Source organism: Kitasatospora sp. NPDC015120 (assembly GCF_043080305.1).
Taxonomy (GTDB): domain Bacteria; phylum Actinomycetota; class Actinomycetes; order Streptomycetales; family Streptomycetaceae; genus Kitasatospora.
Genome location: NZ_JBIBVJ010000004.1, coordinates 464,906 through 491,182 on the forward strand (window position 1 = coordinate 464,906; position 26,277 = coordinate 491,182).

Here is a 26,277-nt window from a genome sequence, read left to right on the forward strand (position 1 = left end):
CGACCGCGCTGCCCATTGCTGGGCATGCGGCGGGTGAGCTGTGCCACGCGGTCGGGACCGGCGGCGGCCCCGAGTTACGGAGTGGTCGCGTGGTCGTACAACGCGGCGATGTCGGTGACGGTGATTCCGCCACTGGGCGTCGTCGTGAGCCAGCCGCGGTCACGCCATTCCTTCAACGCGTTCCCGACTGCGTTGCGCGAGGCGCCGATCAACTGGGCGAAGGCCTCCTGGCCCAGGCTGATCCGCGCCGGGGCGTCGGCGGATGCCGTCCCCGCAAGCCTCGTCAGGAGGCAGGCGAGCCGGAGCGCGACCGAACCGGTGGCCAGCTCCAGCCTGCTCTGCTCGGACTCGCGGATCCGGCCGTAGGAGTGCTGGAGCAGCGGCTGGAGGAGCCCGTGCTCGGCCACGAAGGCGCGAAACTCGTCGGCGGGGATGACATGGATCTGGCAGGAGGTGAGGGTCCGTACGGTCGCGCTGCGCTTGATGTCCGTCAACACGGCCATCTCGCCCAGGATCTCGCCGCTCTCGCGGACGGCGATCAGTTGCTCCCGGCCGAGTGGCCCGGTCGCGGTCACCATCACCCTCCCGGTCTCCAGGAGCATCACGCAGGTGCCGGCCTGGTTCTGCCGCAGGAGCTCGCTCTGCGCGGGGCGGAAGCGGATCGGCGTGAGCTCCCGGAGCGTCTCCCAGTGGTTCTTGCCGAGGGCCTCTCGGTGGGACGTCGGCATCGTGGCCTCCCGTGATGCGGTCCGGACCCGCGCCAAGGCCGGGCTGGTGCTGCTGTCCACAGACAGTCGGGGGCGCGGAACGATGGTACGTGGTTGACCGGCCGTCAGTGGCTCGGCAAGGAGAGGGTGATGACTGTCGCGCCGAGGGCCAGCCCGCCGCACAGGAGGTCCACCGAGAGACGAAGGAGCCGGTACTTGCGGCGGGCGAGGCGGGACAGTGCCACCAGCCTCTGCGCGTGCGAAGCGTCCAGTGCGTCGGCGTTGTGGTGCGTGGCGACCGCTTCGAGCACTTGGTCGGGCGTGAGGCGGGCGAAGTCGAGGTAAGAGACGGCGAGGTGCTGCCCGTGCTTGAGGTGCGGCCGGACGGCGACCAGAGCCAGCCCGAGTGCGCCGGCCAGGGCGGTGACGGCGACGGCGACGATCGCGGTCGTAGTCCAGGTCAAGGGCGGCAGCGTCCTGCAGAGGGCGGCAGCGGTGGTGAGACCGGCCGCCGAGGTCGCTCCGATCCCGGCGGCCTTGGCATCGGTGCGCTGTAGTTCGCCGATGACTTCGATGGTGGACGAGGTCAACGGGGTGGTGGACCGGGTCACCGGTCGGTGGCCCGGTCCAGCGGGTGTGCCCGTTTGCATGTTCGTCCCCTTCTGCTGAGTCCTACGCGGGCGCGGCGAGAGCCCCATTCTGTGGATGCGCGATCGCGGAGGCTGCCCAGCGTGGTGCCGCTCGGGGGAGACGTAGGTCACTACTCCTGGGGTGTCAGTACTGGAGCGACTTGTACTGCAGGAACTCCTCCAGGCCGTGGCGGCCCAGCTCGCGGCCGAGGCCCGAGTTCTTGTAACCGCCGAACGGTGCCAGGGGGTTGAAGCGGGCGCCGTTGAGGTGGACCTGGCCGGCGTCCAGGCGGCGGGCGAAGCGGGCGGCGGTGTCGGTGTCGGCCGCCCAGACCCCGCCGGCCAGGCCGTACTCGGTGCCGTTGGCCAGGTCGACGGCGTGGTCCTCGTCCTCGTACGCCAGGACCGCCAGCACCGGCCCGAACACCTCCTCCTGGGCCACCGTCATGTCCGGGGTGACGTCGGCGAGCACCGTCGGCCGCACGTAGAACCCGGTCGTCAGCCCGTCCGGGGCCTCGGCGCCGCCGGCCGCCAGGCGCGCGCCCTCGGCGAGCGCGCCGTTGATGTAGCCGCGCACCCGCTCGCGCTGGCGGGCGTTGACCACCGGCCCGATCCGGGTGCCCGGGTCCGCAGGGTCGCCCGGGACGTAACCGTCGGCCGCCTTCGCGGCGAGCGCCACGGCCTCCTCGTACTGGTCGCGGTGGACCAGCAGCCTGCTCCACGCGCTGCAGGTCTGGCCGGAGTTGGCGCACACGTTGGCGACGTTGGCCTTCACCGCGCGGGCCAGGTCGGCGCCCGGCAGCACCACGTTGGCGGACTTGCCGCCCAGCTCCAGGGCCACTCGCTTGATGCCGCGCCCGGCCGTCTCGGCGACCGTCCGCCCGACCGCCGTCGAACCGGTGAACGACACCACGTCCACGTCCGGATGGGCCGCCAGTGCCGCGCCCGCCACCGCGCCGGTCCCGGTCACCAGGTTGAACACCCCGGCGGGGAAGCCCGCCGCGTCCACCAGCCGGGCGAACAGCCGGGCCACCAGCGGCGTGTCCTCGGCGGGCTTGAGCACCACCGGGCAGCCGGCCCCCAGGGCGGGCACCACCTTGGCGGCGATCTGGTGCAGCGGGTAGTTCCACGGCGTGATCGCCGCGACCACCCCGGCGGGCTCGGCGTGCACCACCGAGTGGCCGATCCGCTCCTCGAACGGGTACCCGGCCAGCAGCTCCAGGTACGACTCGGTGACCGTCAGCGGCAGCGTGGCCTGCACCGAGGTCGCGAAGCCGATCGGCGCGCCCAGCTCGGCCGACACGGTGGCGGCGATCTCCTCCTGGTGCGCGGCCAGGCCGTCCCGCAGCCGGGTCAGCGGCACCAGCCGCTCGGCGACGGTGGTCGTGCCCCAGGCGCGGGCCGCCCGGCGGGCCGCCGCGACGGCGGCGTCGACGTCCGCCGCGCCGCCGGCCGGGACGGTGGCGAGCAGGCGCTCGGTCGCCGGGTCGAGCACCGGGATCGACCCCTGGTCCAGGGCGGGCCGCCAGGCGCCGTCGACGTACTGATCGGTGTACTCGGCGTACCCCTCGGCCCGGTCCGTCTCGCCCGCCATGTGCTGCCCCTTCGTGCCGTTTCCACTGGCTTCCACTGGCCCCCGCGATCCCCGCCGGCCCTCCGTACGGCCGGCCCCGGACCAGTCAACGGCGCGCGCACCGGGGGTGCAAGGACCGGGCCGCTCCCGGGCCCGGTCGGTGCCGGACCGGCCCTCCCCGGGGACGCCGACCGGGTGAAGGTCATCTCCTCTGATGATGACAAATCGGGTGGCCCGGTTGCAGTATGGACGAACCGCAGGCCGTTCGCCGCGGATCCGTCAAGTACGCCCACAAATGGCCGGGCGGCGGAATTCTTCGTCACGAGTCCGCCCAACTCCGCTCGGTGGCGAGTAGATTGCAGCGCACTCGGGCGTGCCGGACTACGGTTGGCGGCAGGCCGGGTCCTGTCCACGCGCCCGGGCACCACCCCGCCCTGGCCCGGTACCGGCGAGGACCGCCGGCCGCCGGCCGCCGGGGACCGGCCCCTCCGAGCCCGGAGATCCTGCCCATGGTCGTTCGTACCGTCTTAGGAGCCGCCTCGTGAACGACGCCGCACGCAGTGCCGACCAGCAGCCGGCGGAGCCGGCGGTGCTCGACGACGTGCCCGGTTGGTTCTGGGACCACGACCGTCACCTCTTCGACTGGTTCCTCGGCCGCCAGGAGAAGGCGGGCTTCACCGGGGACCTCCTGGAGATGGGCGCCTACCTGGGCCGCAGTGCGATCGTCATCGGGGCGCACCTCCAGCCGGCCGAGACCTTCACGGTCTGCGACCTCTTCGACTCCGACGCGCCGGACGACGAGAACGCCGCCGAGATGGACTACTCCTACCGCAGGACGCTGACCCGCACCGCCTTCGAGACCAACTACCTCTCCTTCCACGACCGGCTGCCGGAGATCATCCAGGCCACCACCTCGACGCTGGCCGACGGCCGTATCCCGCCCGCCGCGTTCCGGTTCATCCACATCGACGCCTCGCACCTCTACGAGCACGTCGCCGGCGACCTCCAGGTGGCCCGGACCGCGCTCGCCCCGGAGGGGATCGTGGTGCTGGACGACTACCGCTCGGCGCACACCCCGGGCGTCGCCGCCGCCACCTGGGAGGCGGTGTTCAACCACGGCCTGCGGCCGGTCGTGCTCACCGACAGCAAGTTCTACGGCACCTGGGGCGACCCCGAGCCCGCCCAGCTCGACCTGCTGGCCCGCCGCGGCACCCTGCCCCACTGCGACATCACCACCGAGACGCTCGCCGGGCACCGGCTGGTCCGGATCAGCGGCAGCGACGAGGGCGCCGAGCCGTTCCGGCTCTCCCGCCACCACGCCCGGCTGGCCGTCGAGGCCGAGCGCCGCGAGCGCGCGCGGGCCGCCGAGGAGGCCCTGCGCGCCGCCGAGCGCGAGCGCGACGAGGCCGTCCGCGCCCTCGCCGAGCGCCGGGCCCGCGCCGCCGAGCGCCGCCGTCCGGCCAATGTCGCCAAGCGGGCGGTGGGCGACCTGCTGCCGCCCGTGGTCACCTCCGCCATCCGCCGCGCCCGGCGCGGCTGACGCTCCAGCCCCTCGGCCGCCGGCCGCGCAAACCCCGTCGGCGGGATTTGCGCGGCCGGCGCGCCGCCGTGCCCGGGCGCGGGGGCGTGCTGACGGCGGAGCATCGAAAGCGGTACCGCTCAGGGTCGGAAGAATGCGCTTTTCCGACTCCTCCCGCCCGGCCGAGGATGGCAGGCGAACCAGCCCGCCGGGAGGAATCCGTGTCGCCTGTCTCGCCCGCCGCCGCGTCGTCCGCCGACGTCCGGTCCGCCGATCTCCAGCCCGCCGCCGCGCCGCCCGTCGACGCCGGGCTGCTGCCGCTCACCGCCGGGGCGGGCCCCGCCGGGCTGGCCGTCGGCGGCGTGCCGCTGACCGAACTCGCCCGCCGGTTCGGCACCCCGCTCTTCGTCTACGACGAGGAGCACCTGCGCCGCCGCTGCCGCGAGGCCGTCGCCGCCTTCGGCCCGGACAACGTCGCCTACGCCTCGAAGGCCTTCCTCTGCACCGCGATGGCCCGGCTCGCCGCCGAGGAGGGCCTGCTGCTGGACGTCGCCTCCGGCGGCGAACTGCGCACCGCCCTGCACGCCGGGGTCGCCCCGGACCGGATCGTGCTGCACGGCAACAACAAGAGCGCGGCCGAACTGCGCACCGCCCTCACCGCCGGACTGCGGCACGTCGTCGTCGACAGCTTCGACGAACTGGACCGGATCGAGCGCCTGGTCGCCGAGGAGGGCCTGCCGCCGGCCCGCGTCCAGCTGCGGGTGGCACCGGGGGTCGCCGCGGGGGCCCACGAGGCGATCCGGACCGGCGGGCACGACTCCAAGTTCGGCTTCGGCCTCGCCGACGGCGCCGCCGAGGCCGCCGTCCGCCGGGCCGCGGCCTCCCCGGCGATCCGGCTGGAGGGCGTCCACGCCCACGTCGGCTCGCAGGTCCTGGACCCGGCCGAGCTCGCCGACGGCGCCGCCGCCGTGGCCCGGTTCGCGGTGGACACCGGGGTCGCCCGGCTGACGGTGGGCGGCGGACTCGGCGTGGCGTACCTCGCGGGCCAGAGCGCACCGTCCTTCGCGGTGTGGGCGGACCGGGTGCGCGCGGCCGTCCGCGGGGCCGGCTGGACGGGCGAGGTCGGCGTCGAGCCGGGGCGTTCGATCACCGCGCGGGCCGGAATGACCCTCTACGAGGTGGGCACGGTCAAGCGGATCGCCGGCGTCCGGACGTATGTGAGCGTCGACGGCGGGATGAGCGACAACCTCCGCCCCGCCCTGTACGGCGCGCGCTACGAGGCCTTCCTGCCGCGCTGCCCCCAGGAGCCGCGGCCGCTGCGCGTCCGGCTGGTCGGCAAGCACTGCGAGAGCGGCGACGTCATCGTCGACGACGCCGCCCTCCCGGCCGGCCTGCGGATCGGCGACGTGCTCGCCACCCCGGTCACCGGCGCCTACGGGTACGCGATGGCCTCGAACTACAACAAGCTGCCGCGCCCGGCCGTGGTCTTCGTCCGGGACGGCGACGCCAGGGTGGTGGTGCGCCGGGAGACCGAGGAGGACCTCCTCCGCCTCGACGCCGACGGCCCCGCCCCGGCCCCCGCCGCCGCTGCTGCCGCCCCCGCCCCGGCGGCCTGATCCGGCGGCCGTCCGCAGACCGGTCCACCCGTCGCGAGCTCTCCCGACGGACCAGGTGGACCGGTCTGCTCTGCTCTGCTGCTTCCCGCACCGAACCTCCCGCGCCGAGGACCCCAGCGCCGGTGACCCTGCGCCGAGGACCCCAGCGCCGGTGACCCTGCGCCGGGGACCCCCGCGCCGAGGACGCGGCCCGGCGGCCCGCCGAGCCGCCCTCCGCCCCTGACCAGCCACGATGACCTACCCTGGCCCGATGCTGAACAGCGCCCGTCTGCTCGTCCTGCTGGAGATCGCCCGCCGGGGCACCATCGTGGCCGCGGCGCAGGCGCTCCACCTCAGCCCCTCCGCCGTCTCCCACCAGCTCGCCCGCCTCGAACAGGAGCTGGGCGTCGCGCTGGTCGAACGCCAGCCGCAGTCCCTGCGGCTGACCCCGGCGGGCGTCCGCCTGGCCGAGCACGCCCAGGCGATCGCCGACCTCATGGCCGTCGCCCAGGACGACCTGCGCGCCCACTCCGAGGGCACCGCGGGTGTGCTGCGCCTCGGCTTCTTCGCCTCGGCCGGCCTCGACCTGCTGCCCCGCGCGCTCACCGCGTTCTCCGCCCGCCACCCGCAGGTCGAGCTCGAACTCATCATGGGCCAGCCGCACGAACTGCTCCCTGACCTGGAGGCCGGCCGCCTGGACGCGGCGGTGGTCTTCGAGCACCCGCTCGACCCGTGGATCCGGCAGGCGAGCCGCCAGGGCGTGGCCGAGGTCCAACTCTACTTCGAAGAGCCGCAGTTGCTGATCGTGCCGCTGCGCCACCGGCTGGGTCGGCGGGCCCTGGTCCGGCTCGCCGAGCTCGACGGCGAGAGCTGGATCGGCACCCACGGCGGTTCGACCGGCGAACCGGTGCTGGAACGCGCCTGCGCCGCCGAGGGGTTCCGCCCCCGGGTGCGCTGCCGCAGCGACCACTACCAGGTGACGATCAACCTCGCCCGGGCCGGCATGGGCGTCGCCCTGATCCCGGCCCTCGGCCTCGCCGACACCGCCGGCGTGCACGTCTGCCGCCTGGACCACCCCCAGCTGCACCGCCGGGTCGGCGTGGCCACCCGGGCCACCAACCGCAACCCCGCCGTCCGCGCCTTCCTCGGCGAACTGCGCGCGGCCGCCGGGGAGGTCAGGTCACTGCTCGAACTCCAGTGGTCCTGACCACCCCGGCGGCCGCTCACCACCGGGCCCGGGCTCCCGCGCTCACCCGCCCGGCTGCCGCACCAGCGCGCAGGTCGCCGGCTCACCGCGCTGCGCGCCCGCCGCGAGCGCCCGCCCGACCTCGCGGATGGCGTGCACCGCCGCCCGCTCCGTGCTCGGCCCGAGCGCCACGTCCCAGTGCGCGATCACCGCGTACGCCACCCGCCGGGTGCCGACCAGCACCCCGGCGTCGGCCCGCACCCCGGTGTCGGTCCCGGTCTTGTTGGCGACCAGCAGGCCGCCGGGCAGCGGGTCGGGGAAGCACTCCGCGTACGGGTCGTGCTGGACGAGCGCCGGCACCAGACCGTGGTCGGTGTTGGAGCGCATCCACTCCAGCAGCCGCGCCGACGCGCCGGGCGAGACGAGGTCGCCCCGCACGGCCAGCGCGACCAGCCGCGCGAGGTCCCGGGCCGTCCCGGTGGCGAACACCGGCGGCACCCCGGGCCCGCGGACGTCCCGGACCCGGTCATGCAGGGTCAGGTCCGCCAGCCCGAGGTCCCGGGCGAGCCGTTCGGTGGCGGGCAGGCCGACCGTGCGCAGCAGCGCGTTGGTGGCCGTGTTGTCGCTGACCGAGGCGGTCAGCCAGGCCAGGTCCTCGACGGTCCAGCCGCACGCGTTCCCGCCCGCGCCCCCCGCCGCGCCCGCACCCGTGCGCGAGAGCCGGCGCAGCAGCCCGGTGCCCCCGGTCACGTCCTCGTCCTCGATCGGCACCACCGCGTCCGCCCGCAGCTCCCCGGCGTCCAGCCGGCGCGCCACCTCGGCGAGCAGCAGGAGCTTGGAGGCACTGGCGACCGGCAGCACCACCGTGTCGTCCACCCCGACCGAACCCCGGCCGTGACCCGTGCCACAGCTCGCGCCCCGGCCCCCGGCCGGTTCCCCGCCGGTGCCGGGCACCGGCTCCGCGTCGAGGTCCGCGTCCACGTCCACCGCCGCGACCGCCAGGGTCATCGGCAGTGCGGCCGCCGACCGTGCGGCGGCCGCCACCTGCGCCAGGATCATCGGACCCGTACCACCTCTCCGGCCCGGGCGTCCGTCGCCCGCCCGTCGCGCACCGCGACCTGCCCGGCGACCAGCACCGCCGCCACCCCCTGCGGCGGCAGCAGCGGCCGCTCGAAGGTGGCCGCGTCCCGCACGGCCCCGGGGTCCAGCACCACCAGGTCCGCCACCGCACCGTCGCGGACCACCCCGCGCCCGGTGAGCCGGAACCGCTGCGCCGGCAGCCCGGTCATCTTGTGCACCGCGCTCTCCAGCGACAGCAGCCCCTCGTCCCGGCCGTAGTGGCCGAGGACCCGGGCGAAGCTGCCCGCCCAGCGCGGGTGCGGCCGCCCGGGCTTGGGCACGCCGTCCGAGCCGATCATCGACAGCGGGCTGGCCAGCACCCGGCGGACGTCGTCCTCGCGCATCGAGTGGCTGATGATGGTCACCTCCCCCTGGGAGTCGAGCAGCAGGTCGCAGACGTAGTCGACCGGGTCGGCGCCGCTCGCGGCCGCCAGCCCGGCGATCCGGTGGCCCTCCGCCGCGCGGCGGGCCGGGGCGGCGGCGACCGCGATGAGGTCCCAGCCGCCGTTGCCGACGGTGTTCTCCCAGCCGTCCACGCCGCCCGCGATGTCCGCCCGGATCCGCTCGCGCACCTCCGGGCGGCGCAGCCGCTCCAGCAGCGCGCCGATCCCGCCCTCGCTGGCCCACGGCGGCAGCATCGCGTGCAGCACCGTACTGCCCGCGGTGTAGGGGTAGACGTCGCACAGCACGTCGAGGCCGTCCGCCCGGGCCTGCTCCAGCCGGGGCAGGGTGCGCAGGGTGGCGCCCCAGGCGTGCCGGCCGGCCGTCTTGTGGTGGGAGACCTGCAGCGGCGCGCCGGAGCGTTCGGCGATCTCCAGCGCCTCCTCCAGGGCCTTCTCCACCTGGGACATCTCGTCCCGCAGATGGGTGACGTACGGCTTGCCGTGCCGGGCCGCGACGCGGGCGAGCTCCACGATCTCCGCGGTGTCGGCGTACGTGCCGGGCGGGTAGATCAGTCCGGTGGAGAACCCGGCCGCGCCCTCGGCGAGGGCCCGGTCGAGCAGCTCGCACATCGCGGCCAGTTCGTCCGGCCGCGGCGGGCGGTCGGCGAAGCCCATCACCCCGGCGCGCAGCGTGCCGTGGCCGACCAGCGAGGCCAGGTGGTTGCGGCGCAGGGCGGGCCGCTGGGCGGCGGCGAAGGCGGCGAAGTCCTCGGCCGGGCCGACCGGGCCGATGCCGAAGGTCACCCGCAGGTGCTCGGCCAGCTCCGGGAGCCGTTCGGGCAGGCAGGGGAAGAGACTGCTGCCGCAGTTGCCGCTGATCTCGGTGGTCACGCCCTGGAGGAGCGGGGCGAGCCGCAGCTCCTCCAGGGCGTCCCACGCGGTGTCCCCGGGGGCGGCGCCCTGCGCCGGGTCCGGCCCGCCGACGGCGGCGAGCGCGTCGGAGTGCGTGTGCACGTCGACGAACCCGGGGGTGACGACCAGTCCGGTCGCGTCGATGACCGGCACCCGGTGGTCGCCGGCCGCGCCCGCACCGCCCCCGGGCGGCAGCACGGTGACCCGCCCGTCCGCCACCGCGAGGTCGGCGGGCCGCGCCGGCGCGCCGGTGCCGTCCACCAGCAGGCCGCCGCGCACCAGGAGTTCCACGGCCGCCATCACAGCACCGTCGCCAGGAAGGCCCGGGTGCGCTCGTGGCGCGGGGCGGTGAAGAACTCGTCCGGGCGTCCGGCCTCGACGACCGCGCCCTGGTCCATGAAGACGACCCGGTCGGCGACCTCGCGGGCGAAGCCCATCTCATGGGTGACCACGATCATGGTCATCCCGCTGCGGGCCAGGTCGCGCATCACGCCCAGCACCTCCCCGACGAGTTCGGGGTCGAGCGCGGAGGTGGGCTCGTCGAACAGCATCAGCGTCGGCTCCATGGCCAGCGCCCGGGCGATCGCCACCCGCTGCTGCTGCCCGCCGGACAGCTGGCCGGGGTAGTGGTCGGCCCGGTCGGCGAGGCCGACCCGGTGCAGCAGCTCACGGGCCTGCCGTTCGGCCCCGGCCCGGCCGCGGCCCTGGACGGCGACCGGTCCCTCCATCACGTTCTGCACCGCCGTGCGGTGCGGGAAGAGGTGGAAGCGCTGGAACACCATGCCGATCCGCTCGCGCTGGCGCTGGATGTCCTTGGGCCGCCGCTCGCGCAATGTGGTGCCGCCGGAGCCGGCCGGCTCGTAGCCGATCAGCTCGCCGTTGACGGCGATCCGCCCGGCGTCGATCTTCTCCAGGTGGTTGAAGCAGCGCAGCAGGGTGGACTTGCCGGAGCCGGAGGGCCCGATCACGCAGAGCACCTCCCCGCACCGCACCTCCAGGTCGATCCCGCGCAGCACCTCCAGCTCGCCGAACCGCTTCCGCACGCCGCGCGCCGAGAGGATCACCTCGTCCGTCGCCACCGTCACTTCGCCGCCCCCTTCGTCGTCACACCGGTCCTCACGTCCGTCTTCACGTCCGTCTTCGCGCCCCTCTTCCCCGCGCCGGGCCGCAGGTTGCGCAGCACCCGCTGCCCCAGCGCCGGTCGCGCCGGCTGGGCCCCGGGGTTGAACCTCCGCTCCACGGCGTGCTGCGCGACGCTCGCGATGGTCGTCAGCACCAGGTACCAGATCGACGCCACCACCAGCAGCGCGATGACCTCGAAGTTCGCCAGGTACAGGTGCTGCGAGACCGTCATCAGGTCGGCGCCCGCGATCACCGAGACCAGCGAGGTGGTCTTCAGCATCGAGATGAACTGGTTCCCGAACGGCGGGATGATCACCCGCATCGCCTGCGGCAGCACCACCCGGACGAGGATCTGCCGGTTGGACATGCCCAGGGCCGCCGCGGCCTCCCGCTGCCCGGGGTCGACGCTCTGGATGCCGGCCCGGACGATCTCCGACATGTAGGCGCCCTCGTTGATCGACAGGCCCAGCAGCGCCGCCACGAAGCCGGTGATCAGCGAGTTCGTCTGCCAGCTGACCAGCTTCGGCCCGTCGAACGGGATCCCGATGCTGATCTCGGGGATCAGCAGCGCGAGGTTGAACCAGAAGATCAGCTGCACCAGCAGCGGCGTCCCGCGGAAGAACCAGGTGTACGCGCCGGCCGTGGCCCGCAGCACCGGGCTGTCCGACAGCTGCATCACCGCCGCCAGCACACCGATCACGATGCCGGCCACCTGCGAGATGAGGGTCAGCTGGACGGTGACCCACAGGCCCTCCAGGATCACCCCGTCGAACTGGTACTTCGCGATGATGTCCCAATGCAGGTTGGGATTGACGATGATCGTGTACGCCAGCCAGACCGCCACGAACGACGCCACCAGGACGGCCACCCACCGGCCGGGCCGGGGCCGCCCGGTGACCCGCAGCGCGAGGTCGTCCTCGGTCACCTTCGCCACGGGCGCGGTCGCCGTGGCCCCTCCCATGCCGTCACCCGCCATCGCACTCACTGCCCGACCGTGTTGACGGTGGCCTTGGTGACCGCGCTGCCGCCGACCTCGTAGGTGTCGAGCACCTTGCGGTACTCACCCGAGTCGATCAGCTCCTGGAGCGCCCGCTGCACCGCGTCGCGCAGCCCGCTCTCCTTCTTCGCCACCGCGATGCCCCACGGCGCCGTCCCGTACTGCTCCGGCAGCACCTGGTACGCGGTGTTCTTCTGCGCGAACATCTGCGCCACCGGGTAGTCCACGATGGTGGCGACGGCCCGCCCGCTGTCCAGCTGCAGCAGCCCGGTCGGCGCGTCCTCGCTCTGCGAGATGGTCATCTTCTCGGCGCACTTGCCGTTCTGCTGCTCGCCGATCTCCAGGTTGGAGCTGCCCTTGGCCAGCACCACCTGCTTGCCGCAGAGGTCCTCCAGGGACTTGATGCCCAGCGGATTGTCCTTGGTGGTCATGACGACCCCGCCGGTGCGGAAGTAGTCGACGAAGTCCACGGCCTGGCGCCGCTGCTCGCTGTCGGTCATCGAGGACATCACCAGATCGAACCGGCCGGCCTGGAGGCCCGGGATCAGCCCGTCGAACGAGGCGTTGGTCATCTCCAGCTTCAGCCCGAGCTTCGCCGCGATCGCCGCGGCGAGGTCCGGGTCGACGCCGGTCAGCTCGGTGGTGCCGGGCTTGTACATCTCCATCGGCGGGTATCCGACGGCGGTCGCCACTCTCAGCACACCGGCCTGCTTGTACTTTCCGGGCACCAGCTCGGCCGAGCTCTTCCCGGCGGTGTCCGCGGCCCCGCCGCCCGCACCCGGTGCGGCGGCGGAACCCTGGTCGGATCGCCCGCAGGCGGTGGCGGCCAGCGCCACCAGCGCCAGCGCGGCCAGACAACGCAGAGGACGGGGGCGGTTCATCGGCATCTCCCTCAGGCGGTGACGGTCCGCCGATGCTGGCAGCCGCCCCCGGCTGAATGGAAGATGATGAAACTATTGCCCCCTGACCAACGAAATACGTACGGCTGCCCCCCCTGAACCCGCAGAGGAAAGCGCCGGCCGGACGACGCCCGGCCGGCGCTTTCCCCTGTGCGGTGGCGGTCAGGCCTGGGGAACCGCGGCCCCCTCCGGGGCGGGCCTGGGCGCGCCGTCGGTGTCCAGGAGTTCGCGCTTGACCGCGGCGAGGGTGGGGTTGGGCCAGGCGCTGCGCAGGCCCCAGGCGTAGAAGGCGAGGCCGATCACGGCGACGACGAGGAGGTCCCAGCCCTCCGGCAGGTAGCCGTGGCCGCCGAAGTCGGCGGAGCCGGCCCAGGAGACGCCGGCCATCACGAAGAGGTAGGCGATCATCCAGGCGCCCGCCTTCAGGTGCGGCTTCAGCTCGGAGAACGGCTTGCGCAGCTCGTACCAGGCCCAGATCGGCAGGCCGGCGGCCATCAGCAGGATGACCTTGCCGGTGAGCGGCCAGCGGGCCCAGTAGAGCACCAGCGAGCCGAAGACCATGGCGACCGGGGCGATCACCGGCATCGCGCGCAGCCGGACCGGGCGCGGCAGCTCGGGTGCCAGGCGGCGCAGCGCCATCACGGCGACCGGGCCGGTGATGTAGGAGATGACGGTGGCCACCGAGACGATCTCGGCGAGCGAGCCCCAGCCACGGAAGACCGCGAGGAAGCCGAAGGCGACGACCAGGTTGAGCACCAGCGCCGGGCGCGGGATGCCGGTCCTGGGGTCGACCCTGCCGAAGACGGACGGCAGGTGGCCGTTCTCCTGGACGCCGTGGATCATCCGGGAGGTGGTGGCGGCGTAGATCATGCCGGTGCCGCTGGGGGAGACGAAGGCGTCCGCGTACAGCAGCAGCGCGAGCCAGTTCAGGCCCCAGGCGATGGCCAGGTCGGCGAGCGGGGAGGTGTAGCCGAGGCCGCTCCAGCCGTCGGCCAGGTCCGCGGTCGGGACGGCGCCGAGGAAGGCGATCTGCAGCGCGACGTAGATCACCAGGGCGATCAGGATCGAGCCGATCACGGCCTTGGGCAGCGACTTGCCGGGGTTGCGGGCCTCGCCGGCCAGGTTGAGCGGGGACTGGAAGCCGTTGAACGCCCAGACGATGCCGGACACGGCCACCGCCGTGAAGACCGCGCTCCAGCCGTTCGGGGCGAAGCCGCCGTGATCGGTGAAGTGCCCGGTGTCGAAGTGCGCGAACAGCAGGGCGCCGGCGGTGAGCGTGGGGACGACGACCTTGAAGACGGTGATCGCGGTGTTGGTCTTCGCGAACAGCGTGATCGCGAACCAGTTCAGCGCGAAGTACACCAGCAGCAGCACGCTGGCCAGCGCCACACCGCTGACCGACAGCTCCTGCCCGTCGTAGAGCCCTCTGGCCCACCCGAAGTCCCAGGAGCTCATGTACTGCACCGAGGCGGTCGCCTCGCCGGGGATGACCGAGACGATGGCGATCCAGTTGGCCCAGGCGGCCAGGTACCCGGCCAGCGACCCGTGCGAGTACTGCCCGTACCGGACCATGCCGCCGGCCTTGGGGAACATCGACCCGAGCTCGCTGTAGGTGAGCGCGATGGTCAGCGCGACGGCCGCCCCGATCACCCAGGCGACGATCGACGCCGGCCCGGCCAGCCGTGCCGCCCGCTCGGCCCCGAAGAGCCAGCCGGACCCGATGATCGACCCCAGACCCACGGCGGTGAGGCTGATCGTGCCGAGCGAGCGGCGGTAGTGCTGATGGGATGCCGTCGTCGACTCGGGTTCACTCACCGTATCGGTCCTCTGTCTCATGGTGTCACGCGGTTTTCCGGACAAACGGAGACAGCCTAAACGGCGAAATCGGGCGAAACCTCAGATCAGCCTCAAATGCGAGCGAAAACACCTGATCGTTGTCATCCCGTGCCCGCACCATCACGCTGTTGGCGGTATGCCGCGCCGACGCCTGCGGGGGTGGCCGGGGGTGTCGCCTGCGGGGGTGGCCGGGGCCGGGGCGGGCGCCCGGAAAGCGGCGGGAAGGCGGCCGCAACGGGTCCGGAACCGGCCGGAATATGGCCGGGAAAAGGAAATTCCCCGTGGGAGCTCTTTCGAGTTCCCACGGGGAATCCATGGTGTCCGAGGGGGGACTTGAACCCCCACGCCCGATAAAGGGCACTAGCACCTCAAGCTAGCGCGTCTGCCATTCCGCCACCCGGACGGGGTGTGTGCTTCGGGGGATTTCTGCGCGCCCCCTCGGCGACAGAGAGAACATTACCAGGGTTTCGGAGTGCTTCTCACCTGCGTTTCCCCGGTGGGGATGGTGGGGGTCCGGGGGACGGCTCGCAGGTGTGCGCGAAGCGGTGGTTCGACGGCGGTAAACGGTCGACTTGTGGACGGTGAACAGTCGGGAACGCGCGGAGGTGGTCCGACACGGGCAAGTTGTCGACGGTGCCCCGGGCCCGGGGGCCGCTCTCCTAGCCTCTGTGGACCGAGGGCGCCGTGAGCGGAACGCCTGATTCCAGGGTCGCGGACGAAGGACGGCTGGACGTGGAGCGGATCAGCGAGGACGAGGCGGCGGCACGCGGCGGGCCCGTCGAGGGGGTGTGGCGGTTCACCGTGCCGGCCGAGGAGGCGTCGGTGCCGCGCACCCGGCACGCGGTGCGCGACCGGCTGCTGGCCCAGGGGCTGGCGGAGATCCGCTACCAGGAGCTGGTGGACGACCTGCTGCTGATCGTCTCCGAGCTGGTCGGCAACGCCGTGACGCACGCCGCCGAGCTGTCGCCGGAGGTGACCACCGAGCTGGCGGTGCGCGGCGGCTGGGTACGGGTCGCCGTCCAGGACGGCGACCCGTACCGGCCGAAGGCGCTGGCGGCCGACGCCGGGCGGACCGGCGGGCGCGGGCTGCTGCTGGTGAAGAGCGTCACGCTGCAGGCCGGCGGGGTCTGCGACGTGGAGAAGGCGGGGGAGGGCGGCAAGGTGATCTGGGCCTCGCTGCCGCTCCCCCGGGGGGACCGCGCCTGAATGGGGGGCTGCCCGGCGGGACCTACCAGGTGTTCCCGGCGATCTCGCGGATCCCCGGCAGGGCGGCCTCGAAGACGGTCCGGAACCACACCGAGAACGGCCGCTCCTCCTGCAGCGCGCGCAGCTCCTCGGCGGTCACGAAGGCGTAGTCGTCCACCTCCTCCGGGGCCGGCCGCACCGGCCCGGTGACCAGGCCCACGAACAGGTGGTTCCACTCGCGCTCGATCAGCCCGGACGCCTCGTCCGGCAGGTCGTAGCGGACCGTGCCCGCCTCGCAGAGCAGCGCCGGGGCGACGCCCAGCTCCTCGGCGGTGCGCCGGGCGGCGGCCACGAACGGCTGCTCGCCGGGGTAGGGGTGACCGCAGGCGGTGTTCGACCAGACGCCGGGGGAGTGGTACTTGCCGAGCGCCCGGCGCTGCAGCAGCAGCCGGCCCTGCCGGTCGAAGAGGAACACCGAGAACGCCCGGTGCAGCCGGCCGGGCTGCTGGTGGGCCCAGAGCTTCTCGCCGGTGCCGATGGTGACGCCCTCGTCGTCCACCAGCTCCAGCAGGATCTCCTGCGGCGCGCCGGCGGACCGCGCGGCGGTGTCCACGTCGGTCTCGACGTCGAGGCCGGTGTCCACCCCGGTGTCGAGCGCGTTGGCGAGCCCGGCGTCCGCACCGGCGTCCGGACCGGCGTCGGTGCCGGGACCGGCCTGCGGGTCGAGGTGGGTCGGGCGGTCGGTCGGCAGGCTCTGGGGCATGAGGCCTCTTTCGGCAGCTTCGGGAGCACGTCGGGAGCACGAGGAGCAACCACGGCTCGCACCGGTGGCGTCGCGCCCCAGTCTGCCGTACGGGTGGCACCGCGCAGAGGTCCCACGCACAACCCGGCGCGATGGCGGCCTCCGGTGGCCGGGGACGGGCGCCGCGCTCGCAGGTCTGTTCGAGATGTGTTCGATCTGTGTTCGACGCTCCGGCCGCGTTCGGGCTGGTCGCCGTGGTCGCCTACCATCACATAGGACACCGCGGCCGCATCTCGGCGGCCCCGGCGCGCCATCGCCGGTCACCCGGAGACTCCCGGTAGCCGCGCGCGGCCGCGCACCGCACGACGGATCAGGAGACCCCGCATGATCGGCCTCGTTCTCGCAGCCGGCGCCGGCCGCCGACTGCGCCCGTACACCGACACCCTGCCCAAGGCGCTGGTGCCGGTCGACGGCGAGCGGACCGTCCTGGACCTCACCCTCGGCAACTTCGCCGAGGTCGGCCTGCGCGAGGCGGCGATCGTCGTCGGCTACCGCAAGGAGGCGGTCGAGGAGCGCAAGGACGCCCTGGAGCGCACGTACGGGGTGAAGCTGACCCTGGTCGAGAACGACAAGGCCGAGGAGTGGAACAACGCCTACTCCCTCTGGTGCGCCCGTGACCTCTTCACCGAGGGCCTGCTGCTCGCCAACGGCGACACCGTCCACCCGGTCTCGGTCCAGCGCACCATGCTGGAGGGCAACGCCCGGCTGGCCGCCGAGGGGCGCGAGCCCGGCATCCTGCTCGCCCTCGACACGGTGAAGCGGCTCGCCGACGAGGAGATGAAGGTGGTCGTCCACCCCACCGCCGGCATGCGCCGCATCACCAAGCTGATGGACCCGTCCGAGGCCACCGGCGAGTACATCGGCGTCACCGTGATCAACCCCTCCGCCGCGGCCGACCTCGCCGACGCGCTGCGCGCCACCTACGAGCGCGACCCGCAGCTGTACTACGAGGACGGCTACCAGGAGATGGTCGACCGCGGCCTGCGGATCGACGTCCAGCCGATCGGCGAGGTCTCCTGGGTCGAGGTCGACAACCACGACGACCTGGCGAAGGCGCGGGAGATCGCGTGCCAGTACTGACCCGGCTGGTCCCGTCGCCGGTCTTCGTGGAGATCCGCCCGGGCGCGCTGGACGCGCTCGGCGGCATCCTCGCCGACCAGCGGCTGTCCGCCTCCGGCCGGATCGCGGTGGCGATCAGCAACGGCTCGGGCTCGCTGCTGCGCGCCCGGCTGGAGCCGGCGCTGCCCGGCGCCGACTGGTACAGCGTCGAGGACGGCAGCCTCGACAGCGCCGTCCGGCTGGCGGACGAGATCCGCGGCGGCGTGCACGGCGGCCACTACGACACCGTCGTCGCCCTGGGCGGCGGCAAGATCATCGACGTGGCCAAGTACGCCGCCGCGCGGATCGGCCTGCCGCTGGTCTCCGTCCCCACCAACCTGGCCCACGACGGCATCTGCTCGCCCGTCTCCACCCTCGACAACGTCGGCGGGCGCGGCTCCTACGGGGTGCCCAGCCCGATCGGCATCGTGATCGACCTGGACGTGATCCTGGGCGCCCCGCCGCGCTTCGTCGCGGCCGGCATCGGCGACATCGTCTCCAACATCTCGGCCTGCGCCGACTGGGAGCTGTCGCACGCCGAGACCGGCGAGCCGGTGGACGGCCTGGCCGTCGCGATGGCCCGCTCGGCCGGCGAGAACCTGCTGCGCCACCCGGGCAACCTCCAGGACCGGGGCTTCCTCACGGCCCTCGCGGAGGCACTGGTACTGTCCGGCATCGCGATGAACATCGCGGGCAGCACCCGGCCCTCGTCGGGCGCCTGCCACGAGATCTCCCATGCCCTGGACGTGCTGTACCCCAAGCGGTCCGCCCAGCACGGCGAGCAGGTCGGCCTCGGGGCCGCCTTCGCCAGCTTCCTGCGGGGCGAGCGCGAGCTGACCGGCCTGATCGTGGAGCGTCTGGCGCACCACGGGCTGCCGGTGACCGCCGCTCAGATCGGCTTCACCGAGGCGGAGTTCACCAAGGCGGTGCACTACGCTCCGAACACCCGGCCGGGCCGCTTCACCATCCTTGAGCACCTCGACCTCTCCCCTTCCGCAATCAGGGACGCGTACGCCGACTATGTCCAAGCCGTCAACAGCTGACCGCTCCGCCGCGGAGGCCGCTCCGCCGCCGGTCGACCTGACCCGCCGGCCCTCGATCGAGGAACTGCGCGCGGTGATCCACCCGGAGGGCATGCTCCAGCGCCGGAGCGCCGAGCACTGGGCCGGCCGACTCTACATGCGGAAGATCTCGCTGCGGATCACCCGGGTGCTGTCCACCGTGACGGCGATCACGCCCAACGGCCTGACGTACCTGATGATGCTGACCGGCATCCTGGCCGGCGCCGCGCTGGTCGTCCCGGGGATCGCGGGCGCCGTGCTGGCGGCCCTGCTGATCCAGGTGTACCTGCTGCTGGACTGCGTGGACGGCGAGGTGGCGCGCTGGCGCCGGCAGACCTCGCTGACCGGCGTCTACCTGGACCGGGTCGGCCACTACATGTCCGAGGCGGCCCTGCTGACCGGCCTCGGCCTGCGCGCCACCGACCTGCTGCACCGCGAGGGGGGCGCCGCGCACTGGGAGTGGGCGTTCCTCGGCACCCTGGCCGCGCTCGGCGCGATCCTGATCAAGTCGGAGACCGACCTGGTCGACGTCGCCCGCGCCCGCAGCGGCATGACGGCCGTCGAGGACAGCGCCTCGGTGCCGCGTTCGGCCGGTGTCGCCAGGGCCCGCCGGGCGGCCTCGCTCCTCAAGTTCCACCGGCTGGTCGGCGCGGTCGAGGCCTCGCTGTTCATCCTGGCGGCGGGCGTCGCCGACCTCGCCCACGGCGGTCTGTTCTTCACCCGGATCGCGGTGGTCGTGCTGGCCTCGATCGCCATGCTGCAGACCGTGCTGCACCTGCTGAGCATCGTCCTGTCGAGCAGGCTCCGGTGAGCCGGGTGGAGGGGAGCGCCGTGGAGGGGAGCGCCGTGGAGGGGAGCGCCGTGAAGAGGACCGAGACGACGGGGAGCACCGTGCCGACCAGCGCCGCCGGCGCCGACGCCTTCCGGCTCGGCGCTGTGATCATCACCATGGGCAACCGCCCGGCCGAGCTGACCGCGCTGATCGAGTCGGTCCGCGCCCAGCAGGGCCCGCCCGTCGAGCTGGCCGTGGTCGCCAACGGCGCCCCGATGCCCCCGCTCCCCGAGGGCGTGCGCACCGTCGAGCTGCCCGAGAACCTCGGCATCCCGGGCGGGCGCAACGCCGGCATCGAGCTGTTCGGCCCCAACGGCCGGGACGTCGACGCGGTGCTGTTCCTGGACGACGACGGCCGGCTCCCCGGCACCGACGCGGCCCGGCTGCTGCGCGAGGCCTTCGCCGGCGACCCGGAGCTCGGCATCGTGAGCTTCCGGATCGCCGACCCGGACACCGGCGTCACCCAGCGCCGCCACGTGCCCCGGCTGCGCGCCAGCGACCCGCTGCGCTCCTCCCGGGTGACGACCTTCCTGGGCGGCGCGAGCGCGGTGCGCTGCGCCGTGTTCGAGAACGCCGGGCAGCTGCCCGCCGAGTTCTTCTACGCGCACGAGGAGACCGACCTCGCCTGGCGCGCGCTGGACGCCGGCTGGGCCATCGACTACCGGGCCGACGTGGTGCTCCACCACCCCACCACCTCGCCCGCCCGGCACGCCACGTACTTCCACAACGTGGCCCGGAACAGGGTTTGGCTCGCGAGGCGGAACCTTCCGGCCCTGTTGGTGCCTCTTTACCTGGGAACCTGGTTCCTGCTCACGCTGGCCCGCCGCCCCTCCCCGGAGGCGCTGAAGGCCTGGCTGGGCGGGTTCAAGGCGGGCTGGCGCGAACCCTGCGGTGCGCGGCGGCCCATGCGATGGCGTACCGTGTGGCGCCTGACCCGGCTGGGCCGGCCGCCGGTCATCTGATCCGCCAGGCGACCGTACGGTAGGACGGTCGCCACGGCCGGTGGCCACACACCGGCCGCACTCCCCCCGATATCCGAGTGGATCCCCCTCGGCGCAAGGCCGGCGGCCCCCGCCGGCCGGCCCGCCCGACGATCCCGCGCGAAGGACGAATGTGTCGACAGTGAGTGAACCCGTCAGCCTCTCAGCCCCGAGGGGGGCGGACGCGGGCCTGACCCCCAAGCAGCTTGCGGACAAGTACGGTCTGACGGTCAGCGGCAGACGGCCCGGCCTGTTCGCCTACACCAAGCAGCTCTGGGCCCGCCGTCACTTCATCTGGGCCTTCGCCACCGCGCGCCTGGTGGCCCAGTACACCGACGCCAAGCTCGGCCAGATCTGGCAGGTCGTGACGCCGCTGCTGAACTGCGCGGTGTTCTACCTGGTCTTCGGCGAGATCCTGAGCAACAAGGACGACAACCCGTACTACGTCGCCTGGCTCTGCATCGGTGTCTTCATCTTCCAGTTCACCCAGAACGCCGTGCAGTCCGGCACCCGGGCGATCTCGGACAACCTCGGGCTGATCCGGGCGCTGCACTTCCCGCGCGCCTCGCTGCCGGTCGCCTTCACCGTGATCCAGCTCCAGCAGCTGCTGATCTCGATGGTCGTGCTGTTCGCCGTGGTGCTGCTGAACGGCATCGAGCCCGGCCGGACCTGGATCCTGGTGGTCCCGGCGCTGGTGCTGCAGTCGATGTTCAACACCGGTGTCGCCCTGATCTTCGCCCGGATCGGTGCCAAGACCAGCGACATCTCCCAGCTGATCCCGTTCGCGATGCGCGCCTGGCTGTTCCTGTCCGGTGTGATGTACAGCATCTCCGACAAGATCAAGGAGTGGCCGGAGTTCTGGCAGAAGGTGATGGAGCTCAACCCGGCCTCCGTCTACATCGACCTGGTCCGCCACGCGCTCGCGCCGATCATCTACAACAAGCACCAGCAGCAGTTCCTGGAGTTCCCGCCGCACCAGTGGAAGTACGGGATCGCCTGGGGTGTGGGCATGCTGGTCATCGGATACGTCTTCTTCTGGAAGGCTGAGGAGGAGTACGGCCGTGGCTGACACCGATGTGCGAGGGACCGATCTGACCAAGGGCCTGAAGGACGCCGCCCCGCGCCGCAAGCTGTTCGACGCGGACGTCGCCCGCGAGCCCACCGTGGTCGTGGACGACGTGCACATCGTCTACCGGGTGCACGGCGCCGGCTCCGGCAAGGGCAGCGCCACCTCGGCGCTCAGCCGGATCATCAGCCGCAAGCGCGCCTCCGGCGTCCGCGAGGTGCACGCGGTGAAGGGCGTCAGCTTCACCGCCTACAAGGGCGAGGCGATCGGCCTGATCGGCTCCAACGGCTCCGGCAAGTCGACCATGCTGGCGGCCATCGCGGGCCTGCTGCCGACCGAGAAGGGCGGGATCTACACCAACGGCCAGCCCTCGCTGCTCGGCGTCAACGCCGCGCTGATGAACGAGCTGACGGGTGAGCGCAACGTCGTCCTCGGCTGCCTCGCCATGGGCATGTCGCCGACCGACGTGAAGCGCCGCTACCAGGACATCGTCGACTTCTCGGGCATCAACGAGAAGGGCGACTTCATCTCCCTGCCGATGCGCACCTACTCCTCCGGCATGGGCGCCCGCCTGCGCTTCGCGATCGCCGCGGCCAAGACCCACGACGTGCTGCTCATCGACGAGGCGCTCGCCACCGGCGACCAGGCCTTCCAGAAGCGCAGCAAGAAGCGGATCACGGAGCTGCGCGAGGAGGCCGGTACGGTCTTCCTGGTCAGCCACGACAACGCGTCGATCCGCGAGACCTGCGAGCGGACCATCTGGATCGAGGCCGGCGAGCTCGTCATGGACGGGCCGACCGAGGAGGTCGTCCGCCGCTACGAGCGCGGCGAGCGGCCGTAGCGGCGCGCAGGACCACCAGGGACCGCACGGCGGGGCCGGTGACCGGAGGACGTCCGGGACCGGCCCCGCCGTCGTTCGTGCGCCCCCCGGCCCGCCCCGTCGTGCCCCGGGTGGCCCGCCGCCGCCCGGGTGAGCGCCCCGTGCGCCGGGTGAGGCGCCCTTCTCCGGCGCGGCCGTTGGTGTCAGGCTGTAAGCGCGGGGGTGGTGTGCCGGACGTGACTCCCGTGATCGGACGCGTGTCCGACTCGGGCCCGTCACCGGAGCGGTGTAGAACGGGGGAGTGACAGCAGTGTCGGCTTCGGCCCAGCCCAACAGTGAGTCCCCGCCCGGAGGCGGTCGTCCGGTGGAAGGTCCCGCGGGAGCGGCGACCCTCGCCAAGGCGGACGCGGAGAACTTCCCGGTCGCCCCGTTCTTCCTGCCCTCCGCGTGGCGCGACGACCTCATGACGGTCTACGGCTTCGCCCGGCTGGTCGACGACGCCGGGGACGGCGACCTCGCCGACCCGGCCGGCACCGCCGCACTGCTCGGCGTGCCCGCCCCGCCCCCGGCCCCCGCGGACGCCCCCGCGGACGGGACCGCTCCCGCCGGACCGCACCGGCCCGGCGCCGAGGAGACCGCCTTCCGGCTCGCCCTGCTGGACGGCCTGGAGCGCGACCTCGACCGGGTCTTCGAGACGGCCCTCGCCCCCGCCGGGGCCGAGGCCCCCCGCCACCCGCTGATGCGCCCGCTGGTCCCGCTGGTCGACCGCCACGGCCTCACCCCCGAGCCGTTCCGCCGGCTGATCCGGGCCAACCGGGTCGACCAGACGACCGACCGCTACGCCACCTACGAGGACCTCCGCGGCTACTGCACGCTCTCCGCCGACCCGGTCGGCCGTCTGGTGCTGGCCATCGCCGGCGTCTCCACCCCCGAGCGGATCGCGATGTCCGACGCCGTCTGCACCGCCCTGCAGATCGTCGAGCACCTCCAGGACGTCGCCGAGGACCTCGCCCGGGGCCGGATCTACCTGCCCGCCGAGGACCTCCGGCGGTTCGGCGTCACCGAGGAGGACCTCGCCGCGCCGAGCGCCGGTCCCGCCGTGCGCCGCCTGATCGCCTTCCAGGCGGACCGTGCCCGCACCCTGCTCGACCGCGGTGCGCCATTGGTAGGTACGGTTCGGGGGAGGCTTCGACTGCTCCTGGCGGGATTCACCGCGGGCGGCTACGCGGCCCTGGCGGCCGTCGAGGACGCCGGGTACGACGTGCTCGCCCAGCAGGCGAAGCCGGACAAGCGCCGCCTCGCAGCGAAGGCGGCGGCCATCTTCGCGAAGGGAAGGTGAACGCCCGAGTGGCGGCATCACCACTGGCGTCGGCGCCGGTCATGGCGGCGTACCGGTACTGCGAGGCAGTGACCGGGCTGCAGGCCCGCAACTTCAGCTACGGCATCAGGCTGCTGCCGGAGCCGAAGCGGCTGGCCATGTCGGCCCTGTACGCGCTCGCCCGCCGGGTGGACGACATCGGCGACGGCGACCTCCCGGACGACCGCAAGGCCGAGGCCCTGCTGCGCACCCGCGAGCTGCTGGACGAGATCCGGGCCGGCTCCGTCGCGGAGGACGACACCGACCCCGTCAAGGTCGCGCTGGCGGACGCGGCCCGGCGCTTCCCGATCCCGCTCGGCGGCTTCGACGAGCTGATCGACGGGGTCGAGATGGACCTCAAGGGCGCCGAGTACCAGACGTACGAGGAGCTCAAGGTCTACTGCCGGTGCGTGGCCGGGGCGATCGGGCGGCTGTCGCTCGGCGTGTACGGCTGCGACGACCCCGAGCGCGGCGCGCGCTACGCCGACACCCTCGGCCTGGCGCTCCAGCTCACCAACATCCTGCGCGACCTGCGCGAGGACGCCCTGAACGGCCGCACCTACCTGCCGACCGAGGACCTCGTCCGGTTCGGCTGCCAGGAGGGGTTCGCCCGGCCCCGGCCGCCGGTCGGCGCCGACTTCACCGGCCTGATCGCCTTCGAGGCGGCCCGCGCCCAGGCGGCCTTCGAGGAGGGCCTGCGGCTGCTGCCGATGCTGGACCGCCGCAGCCGGGCCTGCACCGCCGCGATGGCGGGCATCTACCACCGGCTGCTCGCCCGGATGGCCGCCGACCCGGAGTCGGTGCTGCGCGGCCGGGTGTCGCTGCCGGGCTGGGAGAAGGCGTACGTGGCGCTTTCCGGGCTCGCCGGGGGGCGTTCTTGATTCTTACCACAGTTCTGTCACGCTGTGTCAGCGGGGAATCACTTCTGGGTAGAGCCCTGTTGAAGGCCGTGCCGGATCCGACCGCAGTGGTCCCGGGTCCGAGCGCATTGACCACGGGCGCTCCGGCCATGACCGGACCGGGCGCGGGACGCGAGGGGGAGAGCCGATGACCGGGCGAGCCGACGCCGCGCGCCCGGCCGCCGTCGTGGTCGGCGGTGGCCTCGCGGGCATCACCGCCGCCCTGCGGCTGGCCGAGGCGGGCCACCGGGTGACCCTCGCCGAGGGCCGTCCCCGGCTGGGCGGCCTGGCCTTCTCCTTCCAGCGCGGCGAGCTGACCGTCGACAACGGCCAGCACGTCCACCTGCGCTGCTGCACCGCCTACCGGGGCCTGCTGGACCGGCTCGGCGCCAACCGGCTGGTGCACCTCCAGGACCGCCTGGAGGTGCCCGTGCTGGCCGTCTCCGGGCCCGCCGACGCGCCGGTGCGCACCCTCGGCCGGCTGGAGCGCGCCGCCCTGCCGGTGCCGCTGCACCTGGCCGGCAGCCTGGCCCGCTACCCGCACCTGGGCCCGGCCGACCGGGCCAGGGTGGTCCGCGGCGCCCTGGCGCTGCGCCGGCTCGACCTCGCCGACCCGGCGCTGGACGCGGTCTCCTTCGGCGACTGGCTGCGCCGCCAGGGCCAGAACGAGCGCACCCTCGCCGCGCTGTGGGACCTCGTCGGCGTGGCCACCCTGAACGCCCGGGCCGACCAGGTGTCGCTGGCGCTCGCCGCCATGGTGTTCAAGACCGGGCTGCTCTCCGACCCGGGCGCCAGCGACATCGGCGCGGCCACCGTCCCGCTCGGCGCGATCCACCACGACCGGGCGCTCGCCGAGCTGGAACGCGCGGGCGTGAAGGTGCTGCTGCGCGCCCGGGTGAGCGAGCTCAAGCCGGCCGTCCCGCAGCACGCCGTCCGGCTGGAGGGCGTCGGCGAGCCGCTCGCCGCCGACACCGTGGTGCTGGCCGGCGCCCAGGACACCGCGGCGGCCCTGCTGCCGCCGGACGCGATCGCGGACCAGGACCGGCTGGCCGGCCTCGGCACCGCGCCGATCCTCAACGTCCACGTGATCTACGACCGCCGGGTGCTGCGCAAGCCGTTCTTCGCCGCGCTCGGCTCGCCCGTCCAGTGGGTCTTCGACCGCACCGCGCACTCCGGCCTGGCCGGCACCGCGCTCGGTGCGGCCCACCCCGGCGCCCAGTACCTGGCGCTGTCGCAGTCCGCCGTGCAGGACGAGATCGACCTGCCGGTGGCCGAGCTGCGCCGCCGCTACCTGCCGGAGCTGGCCCGGCTGCTGCCCGCCGCGGGCGGGGCCGGAGTGCTGGACTTCTTCGTCACCCGGGAGCGCACCGCCACCTTCGACCCGGCCCCGGGCACGGCCGCGCTGCGGCCCGGCCCGCGCACCGCCGTCCCCGGCCTGGTGCTGGCCGGCGCGTGGACGGCGACCGGCTGGCCCGCCACGATGGAGGGGGCCGTGCGCAGCGGTCACGCCGCGGTCGACGCGGTGCTCGCCGCCGCCGGCCGGCCCCGGCCGTCGGACCGCGGCGACGGGAGGTGGCCGCGGTGACCGGCGCCCCGCTTGCCGGGGACCGCGGCGAGCCCGCGAGAGCCGGCGTTCACCCGTTCGGTCCCGGCGGCGGGAGCGTCCTCGCCGGCCGCGGCCGCACCGGCCGCACCACCAC

The 26,277-nt window shown here is 73.7% G+C and carries 23 protein-coding genes and 1 tRNA gene; 13 read left to right on the top strand and 11 right to left on the bottom strand.

The window, feature by feature from the left end; all coding sequences use genetic code 11:
- Nucleotides 1–74: 74 nt before the first annotated feature.
- From ACF1AK_RS13755 to ACF1AK_RS13765, 3 genes are all read right to left on the bottom strand, one after another.
- Nucleotides 75–728 carry a Crp/Fnr family transcriptional regulator gene (locus ACF1AK_RS13755; protein WP_391498988.1) on the bottom strand — a complete coding sequence of 218 codons (654 nt, stop codon included), beginning with the start codon at nucleotides 726–728 and terminating at the stop codon, nucleotides 75–77.
- A 104-nt stretch (nucleotides 729–832) separates the two neighbouring features.
- Nucleotides 833–1,171 (bottom strand): Pycsar system effector family protein, encoded by a 339-nt coding sequence (locus ACF1AK_RS13760; RefSeq protein ID WP_391498989.1) that lies wholly within the window; start codon nucleotides 1,169–1,171, stop codon nucleotides 833–835.
- Nucleotides 1,172–1,481: 310 nt separating this feature from the next.
- Nucleotides 1,482–2,930 carry an aldehyde dehydrogenase family protein gene (locus ACF1AK_RS13765; RefSeq protein ID WP_391498990.1) on the bottom strand — a complete coding sequence of 483 codons (1,449 nt, stop codon included), beginning with the start codon at nucleotides 2,928–2,930 and terminating at the stop codon, nucleotides 1,482–1,484.
- A 520-nt stretch (nucleotides 2,931–3,450) separates the two neighbouring features.
- On the opposite strand from ACF1AK_RS13765, the gene ACF1AK_RS13770 reads away from it, so the two are divergent.
- From ACF1AK_RS13770 to ACF1AK_RS13780, 3 genes are all read left to right on the top strand, one after another.
- A complete protein-coding gene (locus tag ACF1AK_RS13770; protein WP_391498991.1) occupies nucleotides 3,451–4,449 on the top strand; it encodes a class I SAM-dependent methyltransferase in 999 nt (332 codons plus the stop codon).
- 200 nt (nucleotides 4,450–4,649) lie between these two features.
- Nucleotides 4,650–6,044 carry a diaminopimelate decarboxylase gene (gene lysA / locus ACF1AK_RS13775; protein WP_391498992.1) on the top strand — a complete coding sequence of 465 codons (1,395 nt, stop codon included), beginning with the start codon at nucleotides 4,650–4,652 and terminating at the stop codon, nucleotides 6,042–6,044.
- Between the two features lie 250 nt (nucleotides 6,045–6,294).
- Nucleotides 6,295–7,230 (top strand): LysR family transcriptional regulator, encoded by a 936-nt coding sequence (locus tag ACF1AK_RS13780; RefSeq protein WP_391498993.1) that lies wholly within the window; start codon nucleotides 6,295–6,297, stop codon nucleotides 7,228–7,230.
- Nucleotides 7,231–7,272: 42 nt separating this feature from the next.
- On the opposite strand, the gene ACF1AK_RS13785 is transcribed toward ACF1AK_RS13780, so the two are convergent.
- From ACF1AK_RS13785 to ACF1AK_RS13815, 7 genes are all read right to left on the bottom strand, one after another.
- Nucleotides 7,273–8,268, bottom strand: a complete 996-nt coding sequence (locus ACF1AK_RS13785) for a serine hydrolase (protein ID WP_391498994.1) — start codon at nucleotides 8,266–8,268, stop codon at nucleotides 7,273–7,275.
- On the bottom strand, nucleotides 8,265–9,923 hold the full coding sequence (locus ACF1AK_RS13790; protein WP_391498995.1) for an amidohydrolase family protein: 1,659 nt from the start codon (nucleotides 9,921–9,923) through the stop codon (nucleotides 8,265–8,267). The genes ACF1AK_RS13785 and ACF1AK_RS13790 overlap by 4 nt, the downstream gene beginning before the upstream one ends.
- Entirely contained in the window at nucleotides 9,923–10,684 is a 762-nt protein-coding gene (locus ACF1AK_RS13795; protein WP_391499063.1) for an amino acid ABC transporter ATP-binding protein, read from the bottom strand. Before ACF1AK_RS13795 ends, ACF1AK_RS13790 begins: the two co-directional genes overlap by 1 nt.
- A gap of 20 nt (nucleotides 10,685–10,704) precedes the next feature.
- Nucleotides 10,705–11,706: an amino acid ABC transporter permease gene (locus ACF1AK_RS13800; protein ID WP_391498996.1), complete on the bottom strand. Its 1,002-nt coding sequence runs from the start codon at nucleotides 11,704–11,706 to the stop codon at nucleotides 10,705–10,707.
- 20 nt (nucleotides 11,707–11,726) lie between these two features.
- A complete protein-coding gene (locus ACF1AK_RS13805) occupies nucleotides 11,727–12,623 on the bottom strand; it encodes an ABC transporter substrate-binding protein (protein WP_391498997.1) in 897 nt (298 codons plus the stop codon).
- Nucleotides 12,624–12,803: 180 nt separating this feature from the next.
- On the bottom strand, nucleotides 12,804–14,456 hold the full coding sequence (locus ACF1AK_RS13810; RefSeq protein ID WP_391498998.1) for an APC family permease: 1,653 nt from the start codon (nucleotides 14,454–14,456) through the stop codon (nucleotides 12,804–12,806).
- 336 nt (nucleotides 14,457–14,792) lie between these two features.
- A tRNA-Leu gene (locus ACF1AK_RS13815) sits at nucleotides 14,793–14,880 on the bottom strand.
- A gap of 323 nt (nucleotides 14,881–15,203) precedes the next feature.
- On the opposite strand from ACF1AK_RS13815, the gene ACF1AK_RS13820 reads away from it, so the two are divergent.
- The gene (locus tag ACF1AK_RS13820; RefSeq protein ID WP_391499064.1) at nucleotides 15,204–15,683 is read left to right on the top strand and encodes an ATP-binding protein; all 480 of its coding nucleotides are present in this window, start codon (nucleotides 15,204–15,206) and stop codon (nucleotides 15,681–15,683) included.
- Nucleotides 15,684–15,705: 22 nt separating this feature from the next.
- Here ACF1AK_RS13820 and idi read toward each other — a convergent pair whose 3' ends face one another.
- Nucleotides 15,706–16,425 carry an isopentenyl-diphosphate Delta-isomerase gene (gene idi, locus ACF1AK_RS13825; protein ID WP_391498999.1) on the bottom strand — a complete coding sequence of 240 codons (720 nt, stop codon included), beginning with the start codon at nucleotides 16,423–16,425 and terminating at the stop codon, nucleotides 15,706–15,708.
- A gap of 363 nt (nucleotides 16,426–16,788) precedes the next feature.
- On the opposite strand from idi, the gene ACF1AK_RS13830 reads away from it, so the two are divergent.
- The 9 genes from ACF1AK_RS13830 (at nucleotide 16,789) to hpnE (ending at nucleotide 26,162) form a co-directional block, all read left to right on the top strand.
- Nucleotides 16,789–17,544 (top strand): sugar phosphate nucleotidyltransferase, encoded by a 756-nt coding sequence (locus tag ACF1AK_RS13830; RefSeq protein ID WP_380293205.1) that lies wholly within the window; start codon nucleotides 16,789–16,791, stop codon nucleotides 17,542–17,544.
- Entirely contained in the window at nucleotides 17,532–18,605 is a 1,074-nt protein-coding gene (locus ACF1AK_RS13835; protein ID WP_391499000.1) for an iron-containing alcohol dehydrogenase family protein, read from the top strand. Before ACF1AK_RS13830 ends, ACF1AK_RS13835 begins: the two co-directional genes overlap by 13 nt.
- Before the next feature lie 91 nt (nucleotides 18,606–18,696).
- Entirely contained in the window at nucleotides 18,697–19,434 is a 738-nt protein-coding gene (locus ACF1AK_RS13840) for a CDP-alcohol phosphatidyltransferase family protein (protein WP_391499065.1), read from the top strand.
- Nucleotides 19,435–19,571: 137 nt separating this feature from the next.
- Nucleotides 19,572–20,417: a glycosyltransferase family 2 protein gene (locus tag ACF1AK_RS13845; protein ID WP_391499066.1), complete on the top strand. Its 846-nt coding sequence runs from the start codon at nucleotides 19,572–19,574 to the stop codon at nucleotides 20,415–20,417.
- 160 nt (nucleotides 20,418–20,577) lie between these two features.
- Nucleotides 20,578–21,504 (top strand): ABC transporter permease, encoded by a 927-nt coding sequence (locus ACF1AK_RS13850; RefSeq protein WP_391499001.1) that lies wholly within the window; start codon nucleotides 20,578–20,580, stop codon nucleotides 21,502–21,504.
- 34 nt (nucleotides 21,505–21,538) lie between these two features.
- A complete protein-coding gene (locus ACF1AK_RS13855; RefSeq protein WP_391499067.1) occupies nucleotides 21,539–22,342 on the top strand; it encodes an ABC transporter ATP-binding protein in 804 nt (267 codons plus the stop codon).
- A gap of 343 nt (nucleotides 22,343–22,685) precedes the next feature.
- Nucleotides 22,686–23,660: a squalene synthase HpnC gene (gene hpnC, locus ACF1AK_RS13860; RefSeq protein ID WP_391499002.1), complete on the top strand. Its 975-nt coding sequence runs from the start codon at nucleotides 22,686–22,688 to the stop codon at nucleotides 23,658–23,660.
- A 41-nt stretch (nucleotides 23,661–23,701) separates the two neighbouring features.
- On the top strand, nucleotides 23,702–24,559 hold the full coding sequence (gene hpnD / locus ACF1AK_RS13865; RefSeq protein WP_391499068.1) for a presqualene diphosphate synthase HpnD: 858 nt from the start codon (nucleotides 23,702–23,704) through the stop codon (nucleotides 24,557–24,559).
- 166 nt (nucleotides 24,560–24,725) lie between these two features.
- Nucleotides 24,726–26,162 carry a hydroxysqualene dehydroxylase HpnE gene (gene hpnE, locus ACF1AK_RS13870; protein ID WP_391499003.1) on the top strand — a complete coding sequence of 479 codons (1,437 nt, stop codon included), beginning with the start codon at nucleotides 24,726–24,728 and terminating at the stop codon, nucleotides 26,160–26,162.
- Nucleotides 26,163–26,277 lie beyond the last annotated feature (115 nt).

Excerpts from the sequence above, each read along its gene's own strand:
- ACF1AK_RS13790 (WP_391498995.1), bottom strand. The coding sequence starts at position 9,923 with ATGGCGGCCGTGGAACTCCTGGTGCGCGGCGGCCTGCTGGTGGACGGC.
- ACF1AK_RS13785 (WP_391498994.1), bottom strand. The coding sequence starts at position 8,268 with ATGATCCTGGCGCAGGTGGCGGCCGCCGCACGGTCGGCGGCCGCACTG.
- ACF1AK_RS13830 (WP_380293205.1), top strand. The coding sequence starts at position 16,789 with ATGATCGGCCTCGTTCTCGCAGCCGGCGCCGGCCGCCGACTGCGCCCG.
- ACF1AK_RS13755 (WP_391498988.1), bottom strand. The coding sequence starts at position 728 with ATGCCGACGTCCCACCGAGAGGCCCTCGGCAAGAACCACTGGGAGACG.
- ACF1AK_RS13840 (WP_391499065.1), top strand. The coding sequence starts at position 18,697 with ATGCTCCAGCGCCGGAGCGCCGAGCACTGGGCCGGCCGACTCTACATG.
- ACF1AK_RS13780 (WP_391498993.1), top strand. The coding sequence starts at position 6,295 with ATGCTGAACAGCGCCCGTCTGCTCGTCCTGCTGGAGATCGCCCGCCGG.
- ACF1AK_RS13805 (WP_391498997.1), bottom strand. The coding sequence starts at position 12,623 with ATGAACCGCCCCCGTCCTCTGCGTTGTCTGGCCGCGCTGGCGCTGGTG.
- hpnD (WP_391499068.1), top strand. The coding sequence starts at position 23,702 with ATGGCGGCGTACCGGTACTGCGAGGCAGTGACCGGGCTGCAGGCCCGC.
- idi (WP_391498999.1), bottom strand. The coding sequence starts at position 16,425 with ATGCCCCAGAGCCTGCCGACCGACCGCCCGACCCACCTCGACCCGCAG.
- hpnE (WP_391499003.1), top strand. The coding sequence starts at position 24,726 with ATGACCGGGCGAGCCGACGCCGCGCGCCCGGCCGCCGTCGTGGTCGGC.
- ACF1AK_RS13765 (WP_391498990.1), bottom strand. The coding sequence starts at position 2,930 with ATGGCGGGCGAGACGGACCGGGCCGAGGGGTACGCCGAGTACACCGAT.
- ACF1AK_RS13800 (WP_391498996.1), bottom strand. The coding sequence starts at position 11,706 with ATGGGAGGGGCCACGGCGACCGCGCCCGTGGCGAAGGTGACCGAGGAC.
- ACF1AK_RS13845 (WP_391499066.1), top strand. The coding sequence starts at position 19,572 with ATGGGCAACCGCCCGGCCGAGCTGACCGCGCTGATCGAGTCGGTCCGC.